This window comes from Halobellus captivus, assembly GCF_007655485.1.
Classification (GTDB): domain Archaea; phylum Halobacteriota; class Halobacteria; order Halobacteriales; family Haloferacaceae; genus Haloquadratum; species Haloquadratum captivum.
This window is the reverse complement of the sequence record NZ_VJXQ01000001.1, coordinates 720,357-733,429: the sequence shown is the minus strand read 5'-3', so window position 1 is coordinate 733,429 and position 13,073 is coordinate 720,357. Positions and strand designations below refer to the sequence as shown.

The 13,073-nt window shown below is 65.4% G+C and carries 15 protein-coding genes; 13 read left to right on the top strand and 2 right to left on the bottom strand.

Features of this window, described 5'->3' with window-relative positions:
* The first annotated feature begins 148 nt into the window (after positions 1-148).
* The 3 genes from FJT57_RS03615 (at position 149) to FJT57_RS03605 (ending at position 1,404) form a co-directional block, all read left to right on the top strand.
* Positions 149-337 (top strand): DUF7331 family protein, encoded by a 189-nt coding sequence (locus FJT57_RS03615; RefSeq protein ID WP_144901769.1) that lies wholly within the window; start codon positions 149-151, stop codon positions 335-337.
* Between the two features lie 143 nt (positions 338-480).
* Complete coding sequence (locus tag FJT57_RS03610) at positions 481-858, top strand: DUF7322 domain-containing protein (protein ID WP_144901767.1); 378 nt, start codon at positions 481-483, stop codon at positions 856-858.
* 90 nt (positions 859-948) lie between these two features.
* The gene (locus FJT57_RS03605) at positions 949-1,404 is read left to right on the top strand and encodes a DUF7346 family protein (protein WP_144901765.1); all 456 of its coding nucleotides are present in this window, start codon (positions 949-951) and stop codon (positions 1,402-1,404) included.
* Positions 1,405-1,438: 34 nt separating this feature from the next.
* Here FJT57_RS03605 and pan1 read toward each other — a convergent pair whose 3' ends face one another.
* The gene (gene pan1 / locus FJT57_RS03600) at positions 1,439-2,656 is read right to left on the bottom strand and encodes a proteasome-activating nucleotidase Pan1 (protein WP_144901763.1); all 1,218 of its coding nucleotides are present in this window, start codon (positions 2,654-2,656) and stop codon (positions 1,439-1,441) included.
* Between the two features lie 269 nt (positions 2,657-2,925).
* Between pan1 and FJT57_RS03595 the strand changes: the two genes are divergently transcribed.
* The 5 genes from FJT57_RS03595 to nth all read left to right on the top strand — a co-directional run bounded on the left by FJT57_RS03595 (position 2,926) and on the right by nth (position 8,651).
* Complete coding sequence (locus tag FJT57_RS03595) at positions 2,926-3,189, top strand: MarR family transcriptional regulator (RefSeq protein WP_144901761.1); 264 nt, start codon at positions 2,926-2,928, stop codon at positions 3,187-3,189.
* A gap of 156 nt (positions 3,190-3,345) precedes the next feature.
* Positions 3,346-3,726, top strand: coding sequence for a hypothetical protein (locus tag FJT57_RS03590; RefSeq protein ID WP_144901760.1), 381 nt, complete (start codon positions 3,346-3,348; stop codon positions 3,724-3,726).
* Positions 3,727-3,751: 25 nt separating this feature from the next.
* Positions 3,752-5,134: a DNA double-strand break repair protein Mre11 gene (gene mre11 / locus FJT57_RS03585; protein WP_144901758.1), complete on the top strand. Its 1,383-nt coding sequence runs from the start codon at positions 3,752-3,754 to the stop codon at positions 5,132-5,134.
* Positions 5,135-7,834, top strand: a complete 2,700-nt coding sequence (gene rad50 / locus FJT57_RS03580) for a DNA double-strand break repair ATPase Rad50 (RefSeq protein WP_144901755.1) — start codon at positions 5,135-5,137, stop codon at positions 7,832-7,834.
* Between the two features lie 130 nt (positions 7,835-7,964).
* Entirely contained in the window at positions 7,965-8,651 is a 687-nt protein-coding gene (gene nth / locus FJT57_RS03575) for an endonuclease III (RefSeq protein ID WP_144901753.1), read from the top strand.
* 30 nt (positions 8,652-8,681) lie between these two features.
* Here the strand turns inward: nth and FJT57_RS03570 are convergent, their stop codons facing one another.
* Positions 8,682-9,164: a DUF7321 family protein gene (locus FJT57_RS03570; protein WP_144901751.1), complete on the bottom strand. Its 483-nt coding sequence runs from the start codon at positions 9,162-9,164 to the stop codon at positions 8,682-8,684.
* 100 nt (positions 9,165-9,264) lie between these two features.
* On the opposite strand from FJT57_RS03570, the gene FJT57_RS03565 reads away from it, so the two are divergent.
* The 5 genes from FJT57_RS03565 to FJT57_RS03545 are packed head-to-tail and all read left to right on the top strand — an operon-like array spanning position 9,265 to position 12,947.
* On the top strand, positions 9,265-10,290 hold the full coding sequence (locus tag FJT57_RS03565; RefSeq protein WP_238993891.1) for a DUF7319 domain-containing protein: 1,026 nt from the start codon (positions 9,265-9,267) through the stop codon (positions 10,288-10,290).
* Positions 10,291-10,338: 48 nt separating this feature from the next.
* Positions 10,339-10,992 carry a plastocyanin/azurin family copper-binding protein gene (locus tag FJT57_RS03560; RefSeq protein WP_144901749.1) on the top strand — a complete coding sequence of 218 codons (654 nt, stop codon included), beginning with the start codon at positions 10,339-10,341 and terminating at the stop codon, positions 10,990-10,992.
* Between the two features lie 2 nt (positions 10,993-10,994).
* The gene (locus FJT57_RS03555) at positions 10,995-11,381 is read left to right on the top strand and encodes a DUF7318 family protein (RefSeq protein WP_144901746.1); all 387 of its coding nucleotides are present in this window, start codon (positions 10,995-10,997) and stop codon (positions 11,379-11,381) included.
* A gap of 2 nt (positions 11,382-11,383) precedes the next feature.
* The gene (locus FJT57_RS03550) at positions 11,384-12,178 is read left to right on the top strand and encodes a cytochrome b (RefSeq protein WP_144901744.1); all 795 of its coding nucleotides are present in this window, start codon (positions 11,384-11,386) and stop codon (positions 12,176-12,178) included.
* Positions 12,179-12,182: 4 nt separating this feature from the next.
* Positions 12,183-12,947, top strand: coding sequence for a cytochrome b family protein (locus FJT57_RS03545; RefSeq protein WP_144901741.1), 765 nt, complete (start codon positions 12,183-12,185; stop codon positions 12,945-12,947).
* Positions 12,948-13,073: the final 126 nt, after the last annotated feature.

Genomic DNA, 13,073 nt, shown 5'->3' with positions numbered 1-13,073 from the left:
CCGTCGATCGGTGATTGTCATCCAGTCGTAGCCGATCGGTGACCGTCGGCCAGCAATTATCGGTCAATGATTGTCGGCCAGCAATTACCAGTCAGTTGTTGACGGACCCGCAAGACCTATAATATGGTAACACATAACACGATTTACAATGGTCGACCCTGTGGACTCCGAACGGACGGATCGGTCGCCAGCCGCACCGGCGCGGGTGGGCGAAGCGAGCGGACTCGACGACGTCGAGTCCTATGAGGTCGACGGCGGAGTCGTCTTCTACGACCCGCAGAACCCGCTGGCGTGGGTCGAGACGTCACAGACGATTCTGCTTTCCGAGCACTGCTGAACGTTCTCCGGTGCGGCGGAACGCACCCCTTCTGGGGCCTAAGGCCTCTATGCGGTGCAGTGGAACGCACCCCGCTCTGGTCGAACGTCTCGACCGCGCGCCGGAACGAACCGTTTTTGCGGTGACCCTTCCTGCATCCGAACGTGCCGACGGAGTTCGACGACTGGCCCGACGAACCCGAGGAGCCCGATCCCGAAGGTCGGTGGGGCGATCCCGAGACCGATCTCGCCACGGTTCCGTCCGTCGAAGTCCCCGGTGACGACGTCGACGACGAGGGTGCTGGCGTCAACATCGACGGCGACCTCGCGAAGTACTTCTGGGCGACGGTCATCTACGCCAACGTCGCGCTCGCGGGAATCAGCCTGGGGCTGTTACTGATCGGCTTCCGAGGCCAGTGGGTGTGGGGCGGCGGCGGCGTCGCGATCGGCCTCTTCGCGCTCTACCGTACGTACGACCTCTACCGGCGCTACCGCACGGACGTCGCAGCGGGCGACGACCGCGACGAGACGTCCGAGGAGTGACGCAGTACTGCCACGGTTGATCGATTATGCTTCTCTCGCCCGTTCGGCGCCAACGCAACCGATAAGCGCCTGACGGTCCACTCGTCGACTATGCAGACCGTCCGCGACGCCGACGGCGACCCCTACCTGCTCGTGAAGCGCTCCGCGGAGTCGAGTCGCGTGCGAGATCCGGCGACCGGCGAGGAGCGGTACCTCCCGAACGAGACGCTGCGGTTCGATGCGGGCGATGCCGCGCCGCTCTCCGTCGCGGCGAGCGGCATCCCGAAAGCGACGCGCCGCCTCGTCACCGCCGCGCACGACGAGCAGTCGCTGGGGCTGCTTGTCGAACTCGCCGACCGGGGGCCGATTTCGGTCGTCGAACTCCTCGACGCGTACTCGCTGTGTGAGTCGGATCTCCACGGTCGCCTCTCTGAACTTCGGGCGGCGCGGCTCATCGAGGAGGCGACAGTGTACGGCGAACGCGGCTACGACGCGACCGAGGAGACGCGCCGAGCGGTCGAGTCGCTCCGCTCGGGGGCTATTGACCCAGATCAGAAATCGGAATAGAACGGTTCTTCGGCGGATCGATGCGTGCCAGCGATCAGGCGAACGCGCGGCTCGCGGTCCCCTCGTCGACGGCGTCGGACTGGATCTTCTCCCACGCCTCGAGGAAGTCCGCCATCGTGATCTCCGTCCTGTCGTCGCGGATGGCGAACATCCCGGCCTCCGTACAGACCGCCTTGATGTCCGCGCCAGAGGCGTCGTCCGCAAGTTCGGCGAGATGCTCGAAGTCGACATCGTCGTCGACGTTCATATCGCGCGTGTGGATCTGGAAGATGAGCGCGCGACCCTCCTGGGTCGGCTTCGGCACCTCGATGAGTCGGTCGAAGCGACCCGGCCGGAGGATCGCCTCATCGAGCATATCGAAGCGGTTCGTGGCGGCGATGATGCGGATGTCGCCGCGGTCGTCGAAGCCGTCCATCTCGGACAGCAGTTGCATCATCGTCCGCTGGACCTCCGCGTCACCCGACGTTTTCGAGTCCGTCCGCTTCGAGGCGATCGCGTCGATCTCGTCGATGAACAGGACGGCGGGCTCGTTCTCGCGGGCCACCTCGAAGAGGTCCCGGACCAGCTTCGCGCCCTCGCCGATGAACTTGTGGACGAGTTCGGAGCCCGCCATCTTGATGAACGTCGCGTCGGTCTGGTTCGCGACGGCCTTCGCGAGCATCGTCTTTCCCGTTCCGGGCGGGCCGTAGAGCAGCACGCCGGACGGCGGCTGGATCCCGACCTGCTCGAACATTTCCGGCGATTCCAGCGGCATCTCGACGGTTTCGCGCACTTCCTGCATCTGCTCTTCGAGGCCGCCGATGTCGGCATAGGTGACGTCCGGGCTGTGATCGACCTGCATCACCCGAGCGCGCACGTCTGTCTCGTTGTCGAGGCGCTTCACGACTGAAAGCGAGTTGTTGACGGCGACGCGCGCGTCGGGTTCGAGGTCCTCGCGCATCTCGTCTGTCACTTCCGTGAGCGCCTCCTGATTGTTGCCGTGCTGTTTGATCACGACGCCGTCGTCGGTGAGTTCCTGCACCGTCGCGACGAACAGCGGCGACTGCTTGAGTTTCTTGTTCTCGTGGGTCAGCCGCTCGAGTTTCTGCTGGTACTTGTTATTCTCGGCGTTCGCGTCCAGAAGTTTGTCCCGCATCTCCTCGTTTTGGGACTCGAGAATGTCCAACCGCTCTCTGAGCGCTTGGATCTTCTCCTGCTGCGACGTCGCCTCCTCGTCGTAGGGAAGCTCGACGTCGTCCACAGTGTCAGTCATCACCCACCGTAGGATGTGGTTTCATAAGAGACTTCGGGTGGACGAAACGCTAGCAGTGAGCGCGCGGTCGAAACCGGTTCTACGGACGGAGTCCATGTGAGCGAAGGTGTTCTACGAACGGAGTCAATCCGAGTAACGACGGCGTTCATTCGACCTCGAACGGTGCCGACTCGATGTCGTCGGTGGACCGAGCCCTCGATGAAATTCTTTAGAGTAATAATCTAATACAGAAAATATTATCAAGCTACATCCCACAGTGAGAGGTACGAATGAGCACCACCGAGGCACTCGCCCCCGAAGAGGCGTCGACCGACCGCTGGGAACCGGTGCGCGAGATGCCGCCGAGCGCGAAACTGGTCGCGAAGGTACTCGACTACAACGAGACGCTGACGCAGAGCCAACTCGCCGAGGAGACGCTCCTCCCGCCGCGGACGGTTCGCTACGCCCTCGCCCGACTCGAAGACGCTGGCGCGGTCGACTCGCGCTTTTCGTTCACCGACGCGAGGAAACGGCTGTACACGCTGAATCTGTGAGCGGACCTGGGCGGGACGCACAGAGTTCCGTCGTGTGAGCGGAGCCGAGACGGCCGTACGCCCGCGACCGCACCGCTGAACGGTCTAGTCCCCACCGCCGAACCGTCGGGCCTCCACCGCCGAACGTTCAAGTGCGATTACGACGCTATCCTCTCCGTGACCGACTCCCGCTCTGCGACCGGCGCACCGCCGTCGAGAACCGTCCGCCGGTCGCTCCGCGCGCTCACTGACGGCACGGCGCCGTCCCGGACGCCGATCCGCTCGACGGATGCACCTTCTTACCGGCGTATCGACGAGGTCGTCAGCGACGCTGAAACGGCCACTTCGTGCGCCCGAACGGCGGCCCGGTTTCTGCGCGACGGCCGAATCGCCGAGTTGGAGGCGGCTATTGCGGCGGCCGATCGGCGCGGCGCGCGCGAGGCGACGCGGCGCGGGCAAGAGGCACGCGAGACGCTCCGTGGGCTTTCGGCCGCCCTAGATGGGGAGGCGAACGCGCCGGTGGCGACCACTTCCGCTCCGGTCGCGGAACGGTTTTAGGACGGAGCGATCAATCAGGGGACAGATGACACGGGTGATCCACACCGGCGACACCCACCTCGGGTACCAGCAGTACCACTCGCCGACGCGCCGCGCGGACTTCCTCGACGCGTTCGAGCAGGTGGTCGACGACGCCATCGAGGACGACGTCGACGCCGTCGTCCACGCGGGCGACCTGTTCCACGACAGGCGACCGGAACTGCGCGACCTCCTCGGCACGATCCGCGTCCTCCGACGACTCAGGGAGACGGGAATCCCGTTTCTCGCGGTCGTGGGAAACCACGAATCGACGCGCGGCGGGCAGTGGCTCGACCTCTTCGAGAACCTCGGCCTCGCCGAGCGACTCGGCGCGGAACCCCGGCTCGTCGGCGAGACGGCCTTTTACGGCCTCGATCACGTCCCGAAATCGCGGCGCGAGGACCTCGACTATTCGTTCGAGCCCCACGACGCGACCCGCGCGGCGCTCGTGAGCCACGGGCTGTTCACCCCCTTCGCCTACGCCGACTGGGAGACCGAGACCGTCCTGGAGCGCTCGAACATCGACTTCGACGCGGTGCTCCTCGGGGATAACCACGCGCCGGGCGTCGAGACCGTCGCCGACACGTGGGTGACCTACTGCGGGTCGACGGAGCGCGCCAGCGCCGCCGAAAAAGAGCCGCGCGGCTACAACCTCATCGAGTTCGGTGCGTCGGAAGCAGCCGCGGTCGACATCCGGCGGCGAACGCTCGACACGCGCGAGTTCGTCTTCGTCCCCGTCGAATTGGCCGCGGGCGAGGGGCCCGGGCGCGTCCGCGAGCAACTCCGACAGCGCGAGGTCGACGACGCGGTCGTCGTCGTCGAGATCCTCGGCGAGGGCGAGCCGGTGACGCCCGCGTCGATCGAGGAATCGCTCACGGACCGCGGCGCGCTGATCGCCCGCGTCACCGACCGCCGCGAGCGGGACGTCGAGGCCTCCGTCGACGTCTCCTTCGCCGACCCCGACGACGCCGTCGAGGAGCGCGTCCGCGAACTGGGCCTCTCCTCGGCCGCGCTCGACGTCGACGAGACGATCCGCGCGAGCAAGACGGCCGACTCGAACGTCCGTGAGGTCGTCGAAGACCGGGTGGCTACCCTGCTCGACGAGGAGCGAGACGCGTTCGCTCCCGCGCCGGACGCGCCCGATGGCGACGATGCGGCCGCTGACGACGAAGACGTTGGTTCCGTGGCCGATGGTGACGGAGACGCCGACGAAGGCAACGACACGGATGCGACGGATGAAGTAGACGCTGACGACGGCGGCGGAGGCGACGCAGACTCGAACCCTGCGACCGATGAGAACGCGGAGACCAGTGAGAATGAGCCACCTGAACCGGCCGAGGGGTCGGCGTCGACTCCGACCGACGGGCAAGTGACGATGGAGGACTTCTAGATGCGCTTCGAGCGGCTCCACCTGAAGAACTTCAAGCCGTACGCGGACGCGGATCTCGACCTCCGCGACGGCGTCACCGTCATTCACGGGCTGAACGGCAGCGGGAAGTCTTCGCTCCTCGAAGCGTGTTTCTTCGCGCTCTACGGCGCACACGCGCTCGACGAGACGCTCGACGACGTCGTGACGACCGGTGAGGACGAGGCCGAAATCTCGCTGCAGTTCGTTCACGAGGGGGAGACGTTCCGCATCGAGCGGGAGCTGCGGCGCTCCGGCGACCGGATTCAGACGATCACCTGCACGCTCGAAGGCCCGGACATCGCGGTCGACGGCGCGACCGACGTCCGCGCGTTCGTCACCGACCTCCTCCGGATGGACGCGGAGGCGTTCGTCAACTGCGCGTACGTTCGACAGGGCGAGGTGAACAAGCTCATCAACGCCACGCCCGCCCAGCGGCAGGACACCATCGACGACCTGCTGCAACTGGGGAAGTTAGAGGAATACCGCGAGCGGGCCAGTCGGGCGCGCCTCGGCGTCGAGGACGTCCGCTCGGAGACGAAGGGCGCGCTCGCGAAGCTCGACTCCCAGATCGAGGCCAAGGAGGACGCCGACCTCCACGCGCGGTTGAACGAACTGGAGACCGAGCTGACCGAGGTCGAAGACGAAATCGAGCGCTTCGAGGGGAACGAGGCGCGCGCGGAGGAGACGCTCGCGGACGCCGAAGAGATCCTGGAATCCTACGAGGAGACGCGGGCGAAGCTCGACGGCATCGAGGAGGACATCGCCGACCTCCGAGAGACGATCCAGTCAGACGAGTCCGAACGCGACGAGCTCCGAGAGGCGATCGTCGAGGCGCGCGACCGGATCGACGACGTCGAAACCGAGCTCGAAACCGCGGCGGCGGCGACCGAGCTGGACGCGACGACCGCCGCCGCGGTTGACGTCGACGCGCTGGAGGCCCGCCGGGAGGTACTCGACGAACGGGAGACGGAGCTTCGCGAGGATCTCGCAGACGCCCGCCAGCGCGAGACGATGCTGTCGAACCAGGCTGAGAAGCTGGCCGAGCGCGCCGACGAGTTCGAAGAACGCGCCGCGGAGTTGCGAGATCGCGCCAGCGAGGCCGCATCGACCGCCGCCGCCGCGGCGGAGCGAGTGGAGAACCGCACCGACGAACTGGACGCGCTCGACGGCGAGACGGACTCGCTCCGCGCGCAGTTCGATGACGCACCGGTGAGTGTCGGGGAGGCGGCCGCACACCGCGACTCGGTGCAAGCGTCGCTTCGGGAGGCGCGCGAACGGGTCGCGACGACGCAGGCGGAACTGTCGTCGGTCCGAGACCGCCTCGACGAGGCGCGGGAACTCCGCGCGGAGGGGAAGTGCCCGGAGTGCGGTCAGCCGGTCGAGGAGTCGCCGCACGTCGACGCGATCGGCGAGTACGAGACGGAGATCGCCGACCTCGAATCCGACCTCGACGACTTCCGTGCGGGGGTGGACGAACTCGAATCGGATCTGGAGCGCGCCGAGTCGCTCGGCGACGCCGAGACGCGGCTGCAGAACCTCCGGGAGAAGCGATCGCTGATCGAAGACAGCATCGAGGACGCGCGCGAGACGGCCGACGAACGCGGCTCGGAGGCCGAGTCGCTCCGCGAGGAAGCGACCGACCTCGACGAACGGGCGGTCGAAAAGCGCGAAGCGGCGGAGACACAGTCGGCGACGGCTGCGGAGGCCGACGAGCGCGTCGCGTCGCTCGAAGCGGATCTCGACGAGATCGAGACCGCACGCGAGCGACTCGATCGGGTCGAGCGTCTCCGATCGACGATCGACGACGCGGAATCGGAGATCGACCGGCTTCGGGAGCGCCGACAGACGCTCGCAGAGCGGAACGACGAGCGTCGGGAGTACCTTCAGGAGAAGCGCGAGCGGCGCGAGGAACTCGCCGAGGCGGTCGACGAGGCGCGCGTCGAAACGGCGAGAGAAAACAAGGCCGAAGCGGAGGAATACCTGAGCAACGTCGCCGAGAAACTCGCCGAACTCCGCGAGCGGCGTAACGCGCTCCAGAGCGACGTCGGCGGCGTGAAGACGTCGATCTCGGAGTTGGAATCCCTACGGGAAGATCGAGAGCGAATCGCCGAGCGGGTCGACGCCCTGGAGTCGCTCCACGGCGAGATTTCCACGCTCGAATCGACGTACAGCGACCTGCGGGCCGAGCTTCGGCGGCGGAACGTCGAGACCCTCGAACGGATGCTCAACGAGACGTTCGACCTCGTCTACGCCAACGACGCGTACTCGCGGATCCGCCTCGACGACGAGTACGAACTGACGGTCTTCCAGAAGGACGGTACCGCGCTCGATCCCGAGCAGCTTTCCGGCGGCGAGCGCGCGCTGTTCAACCTCTCACTGCGCTGTGCGATCTACCGACTGCTCGCGGAGGGCATCGAGGGCGCCGCGCCGATGCCGCCGCTCATTCTCGACGAGCCGACGGTCTTCCTCGACTCGGGGCACGTTTCCCGGCTGGTGGACTTAGTCGAGGAGATGCGTCGGCTGGGCGTCGCCCAGATCCTCATCGTGAGCCACGACGACGACCTCGTCGCCGCCGCGGACGACCTCGTGACCGTCGAGAAGGACCCGACGAGCAACCGGTCGTCGGTCGACCGCGTCGCCGACGCGTCGCTCGCGGCGATCGAATCGAGCGCCGACGACTGAGACGGTCGCCCCGACTGATACGATCGAACCGGGTGATACGATCCCGCCCGACCGCGCGGCGAAGCGGCGTTCACTCCCCCCATTCGACCGCCTTCGACAGTATCAACACCGCCGCAATCGATGCCCGGGTATGGGCACGCCGCGTTCCGATCGCGAAGCACAGGTCGCGGAGGTTCTCGACCGGCTCTACGAGGAGTACCCCGACTCGACGATCTCGCTGAATTTCACGACCCGGCTGGAGCTGCTCGTCGCCGTCGTGCTCTCGGCGCAGTGCACAGACGAGCGGGTCAATCAGGTGACCGAGGAGCTGTTCGAGACGTATCAAAGCGCGGCGGACTACGCCGCGGCCGATGAGGAACAGCTCGCAGACGACATCTACGGGATCACGTTCCACAACAACAAGGCCGGATATCTGAAGTCGATCGGCGAGACTCTGCTCGAAGAACACGACGGCGAGGTGCCGGACACGATGGCCGAACTCACCGAGCTCTCGGGCGTCGGCCGCAAGACCGCGAACGTCGTGTTACAGCACGGTCACGACGTTGTCGAGGGAATTGTCGTCGACACACACGTCCAGCGGATCTCGCGTCGGCTCGGCATCGCCGAGGAGGAGACGCCGACGAAGATCGAACGCGAGCTGATGGCGCTCGTCCCCGAATCGGACTGGCAGCAGTTCACGCATCTGTTCATCAGTCACGGTCGCGCGGTGTGCACGGCGCGCAACCCCGACTGCGAGGCGTGCGTTCTCGAAGACATCTGTCCCTCGTCGAAGCTCGACGGCGGCGTCGATCTCGCGTCGGGTGAGGCGTGGGGTTGAAGGGGCGTCTGAACACCTGAACGCCGACGGCTACCCGAGCACGTATCGCCCGAGGTACTGATACACGCCGAGCAGCCACGCGAGAATCCAGAAGATCACGTATCCGAAGACGCCGATCCGCAGTCGACCCCGCCACGCACTCATATCCGGATGGAGTTCGTCGAGATCGACGTCCTGACCGGGGTCATCGTAGAGGTCGGCGGCGCGCTTCACGTGGATGATCCGGACGATGCCTGTCAGCGCGAGTACCAAGAGCGCGTACGCCTGCAAGCCCAAAATCGCGTGGAGGACGATCACGCCGCCGAGTTGGTCGAGCAGTCGCGGGAGCATCCATCCGACGACCGGGACCGTGGTGAGGACCAGTCCGGGAACGATGAACTTCAGGTGGTAGATCAGCACGCCCCAGCTGACGGTGTCGGCGTCGATCATAATCCACGCGCCGTAGAGGTAAAACGGTAGACTGGCCGTGACCATCAGCGCGGCGACCGTCGCGATGGCCGACTCGGATACCATCGCCCGACGTTCGGACTCCCGGCGGGTAAAGTGTCCGACTTACTCGTGGTGGTGAGAAAAACCGTTACCCTAAGGAGTGTGCCGATCCAATAGCCGGGAAATGACGGAGTCCTCCGAGGAGTCGGACGCGACCGAGGGTCGATCCGATCCCCGCGCGCCAGACGGGTCGATGGACGAGGCGAGTGCGTCGACTACGGGGGATGGTGGTGGGTCGTCGACTGCGGGAGATGAAGATGGGTCGTCGACTACGGGAGATGAAGATGGGTCGCCGACTGCGGGAGACGCGCAATCGGCCTCGAAATCCCCCTCGGAGTCGGCGGATCTCGATGCGCTCCGCCGCCAAGTGGAGAAAACCTACGACTTCGACGACTTCGGCCCGCAGGAGATGGCCGAGATGAGCCTCGACGAGTGGGAGGCCGTGTTCGACCCCGACACGTGGATCGTCGGCGAGGAACTCCTCGATCGGGTCGAACAGGAACTGAACGCGCGGGTCGCGATTCGCGAGATATTCGCCGTCGTCGAGCGAGTTCGAGCGGGCGACGACCGGGTCGTGGCCTACTCCGACGAGGGCTATGCGATCGTCCACGCCGACGGGAGCGTCGAGGGCGAGGGAACGGTCCTTCGGGACGTCAAGCCGACCGTCGCGCTCTGCTCGATGGAGAGCTACGAACTGATGGACGCGCCGGAAGACGCGTCGCTTCCGGACCCCGACGAAATCGTCGAGGGCAGCGGCGAGTTCGGCAACCTGATGCTCCAGATCGTCGCCGCCGCGCAGATGGTGGTCGGACTCGGTCTGCTCGTCGCGTGGATCGCGCTGCCGTCGCTCTCGACGATCGTCGCGCCGATCGCCGCGATCGGGTTTCTCGTCATCGGGTTCTTCCTGTTCCTGGTCGTCGCGAACGCGCGCCTCTCGGACCGGTTTCGAACGCGGGAGTTCCGCAATCGACTTCGCGCCCTCGAAGCCGTCAAAGATGAGCGCCCCGAGTTCCTTCCTGACAGACCGACGGCTGGGAGGGCCGAAGAGGAAGGCGGTCCCTCCACTGAGGCCGAAGCGATCGACGGGGGAGACGCCTCCGACCCCGCGGAAACAGCGGACGACGGAACCGACTCCGAGCGTCCGCTGTGAGGGGGGAGTCGGTGGGTTTAAGCGCGCTCCATCCTGACGTCGAACCGTATGAAGAGGCGGGACTTTCTGCGAGCAGCGAGCGTCCCTGCTGCTGCCACGACGGCCTCTGCCACCGCCGGACTCGGTGCCGCCCAGGAGACCGAGACCGAGGGTGGAACAGCCACCGGCACGGCAACCGGAACCGACACTGGGACCGGAACCGGAACGGGGACCGAAAGCGGCTCCGGCGGCGGAGGCGGAACCGAAGAGGTCCTCGTCGGCCCCGACGGATCGCTCGTGTTCACGCCCGGTACTGACGAACCGCTACAGATCGCTCCCGGGACGACCGTCGAGTTCGTCTGGGAGTCGGACAACCACAACATCATCGTCGACAGCCAGCCCGAAGATGCCAACTGGGAGGGACATGAACCCCTCGAGAACACCGGGTTCACCTACGAGTACACCTTCGAGACGCTCGGCACCTACGAGTACTACTGCGAACCGCACCGAGTGTCGGGGATGGAAGCCACGATCGAGGTCACCGAAAACCCCAACGCCGGCGGCGGTGGCGGCGGCGAGAAGGAACTGCACGATCTCGGCGTCCCGATTCACGCCCACTGGGTCGGCGCGGCGACGATCCTCGGGATCCTCGTGACGGTGATCTTCACGTTCTACATCCTGAAATACGGTGAGTCCCCGCACACGGGGACCGGGAGAAACTGACAATGTCATCGAGCGGGAGTACCTACGGCGACATCCACCGGTACGAACCGGCGCGAGAGAGCACTGCCGCGGCGATCGCGATCGTGCTGCTCACGATCATCGAGGTCATTTTCGTGTTCCTGTTCACGTACGGTCTGCTCTCCGGATGGGGACTGACCGACACGGGTAATATGTACCTCGGGGCCGTGCTGGCGGTCATTTTCATCGACCTCGCGTTCATCCTCGCGATGTACCGCAAGGAGTTTCTTCCGGACGTCGTGATCGTCAAGAAACGACGCCGCAAGTGGGAAGATCTCTACGTGCGCGAAGAGGAGGTCGACGGCGTGCCGTTCGCTGACGGCGCGTGGGATCACGTCAAGCGTGCGGTCTACCCCTACTACAAGCGATAACCATGAGCCTCGAAAAGAAAGACGAGTACGACCACAAGGGCTGGATGAAGGAGAAGGATCTGACTCCCGTGGAGTCGATCTTCCTCACCTCGCTCATCTGGCTCGACAAGCGACTCCGCATCGTCGACTATCTGGAACTGCTCGAGACCCTTTATTACCGGGTCAACCTCCAGATGCCGAAGAGCCACACCGAACAGTACAACCTGGACAACAAGTTCTGGTACTGGTACCCCCTGTACACGCTGGGGCTGTTCTCCACGCTCGCGTACGTCGTCGCCGCCATCAGCGGCGCGCTGCTCGGGTTCTACTACTCCCCGGCGACGACCGGCGATCCCTCGACCGCCTACAACTCCATCGCGTTCATTATGCAGGACCTCCAGTTCGGGTTTATGCTGCGGTCGATCCACCGCTGGTCGGCGCAGGTGATGGTCGCGGCGGTGTTCCTCCACATGCTCCGCGTGTACTTCACCGGGGCGTACAAGGAGCCTCGCGAGTTGAACTGGCTGCTCGGCATCGTCCTGATCAGCCTGACAATGGTGTTCGGGTACACCGGCTACCTGCTCCCGTGGGATCAGCTCGCCTACTGGGCGGGACAGATCGGCGTGGAGATGGCGCTGTCCGTTCCGCTCGTCGGCGAATGGGCCGCACAGCTCCTGTTCGGGGGCTTCTCGCTGAGCCAGGCGACGCTGCAACGAATGTACATCCTCCACGTGTTCCTGCTCCCGTTCGTGGTGACGGCGCTCATCGCCATCCACATCGGTATCGTGTGGGTGCAGGGCATCGCGGAACCCCACTAACTCAATGACCGACGAAAACACATCAACCGACGACGTCCGCGCCGACGGCAGCGGCATCGTCGCTCCCGACGACGAGACCCCGACGTGGCGCGAGCGCAAAGAACGCACGCAGGGCCTCTCACAGCTGACCTACGAGTACTTCGAGCGGTCCCGTCGCGAAGACCAGGACCTCAGACAGGAGTCAGACTACGTCGAACGCGACGTGCTCGCGTTCCCGACGTGGCCCCACGAGATCATTCGAAACCTGGCCATCGCCAGCTTCTTCGTGGGAATGCTGCTGTTCCTGTCCGCGACGCTTCCGCCGCACATCGGCGACCCGGCGAACCCCTCGAGCACGCCCGCGATCATCCTCCCCGACTGGTATCTGTACTGGTCGTTCGGCCTGCTCAAGCTCGGTCCGCTGAATCCCGAACTGTCGATCCTTGGCGGGCAGAAACTGATGTCCGACCGGATGTACGGCGTCCTCGCGAACGTCGTCGTGGTCGGCTTCATCGCGATCGTCCCCTTCCTCAACAAGGGGAGCGCGCGGCGGCCGGTCGAGCAGCCCTTCTGGGCCGCCATCGGCGTCGGCGGCGTCATCTTCGCGCTCACGATCAGCGTCTACTCCGCGAAGAACCTCCTGCCGATGAACGTCAACCTCGCGTTCGACCTGACGTTCCTGCTTCCGATCGTCGGCGGGTTCATCACTTGGGCGGTGCTGAAGACGATGCGCGAAGGGTATATGTACGACCTCAATCGCCGCTACTACCGGCTTCGGCCGCCGAAATAGCGGTACCGCACGTTCAGCTCTCCCGCTTTCGATCGATTTTCCTCACCCCTGAGCGACGCACCCGCTCGCGACCGACACGAAAAGGATCATGTCCCGTCGGGCCGAATGGCCGCCAATGAGTGATGA

Excerpts from the sequence above, each read along its gene's own strand:
- nth (WP_144901753.1), top strand. The coding sequence starts at position 7,965 with ATGGGCACGCCGCGTTCCGATCGCGAAGCACAGGTCGCGGAGGTTCTC.
- FJT57_RS03555 (WP_144901746.1), top strand. The coding sequence starts at position 10,995 with ATGTCATCGAGCGGGAGTACCTACGGCGACATCCACCGGTACGAACCG.
- mre11 (WP_144901758.1), top strand. The coding sequence starts at position 3,752 with ATGACACGGGTGATCCACACCGGCGACACCCACCTCGGGTACCAGCAG.
- FJT57_RS03560 (WP_144901749.1), top strand. The coding sequence starts at position 10,339 with ATGAAGAGGCGGGACTTTCTGCGAGCAGCGAGCGTCCCTGCTGCTGCC.
- FJT57_RS03615 (WP_144901769.1), top strand. The coding sequence starts at position 149 with ATGGTCGACCCTGTGGACTCCGAACGGACGGATCGGTCGCCAGCCGCA.
- FJT57_RS03605 (WP_144901765.1), top strand. The coding sequence starts at position 949 with ATGCAGACCGTCCGCGACGCCGACGGCGACCCCTACCTGCTCGTGAAG.
- FJT57_RS03565 (WP_238993891.1), top strand. The coding sequence starts at position 9,265 with ATGACGGAGTCCTCCGAGGAGTCGGACGCGACCGAGGGTCGATCCGAT.
- pan1 (WP_144901763.1), bottom strand. The coding sequence starts at position 2,656 with ATGACTGACACTGTGGACGACGTCGAGCTTCCCTACGACGAGGAGGCG.
- FJT57_RS03545 (WP_144901741.1), top strand. The coding sequence starts at position 12,183 with ATGACCGACGAAAACACATCAACCGACGACGTCCGCGCCGACGGCAGC.
- FJT57_RS03550 (WP_144901744.1), top strand. The coding sequence starts at position 11,384 with ATGAGCCTCGAAAAGAAAGACGAGTACGACCACAAGGGCTGGATGAAG.
- FJT57_RS03595 (WP_144901761.1), top strand. The coding sequence starts at position 2,926 with ATGAGCACCACCGAGGCACTCGCCCCCGAAGAGGCGTCGACCGACCGC.
- FJT57_RS03570 (WP_144901751.1), bottom strand. The coding sequence starts at position 9,164 with ATGGTATCCGAGTCGGCCATCGCGACGGTCGCCGCGCTGATGGTCACG.
- rad50 (WP_144901755.1), top strand. The coding sequence starts at position 5,135 with ATGCGCTTCGAGCGGCTCCACCTGAAGAACTTCAAGCCGTACGCGGAC.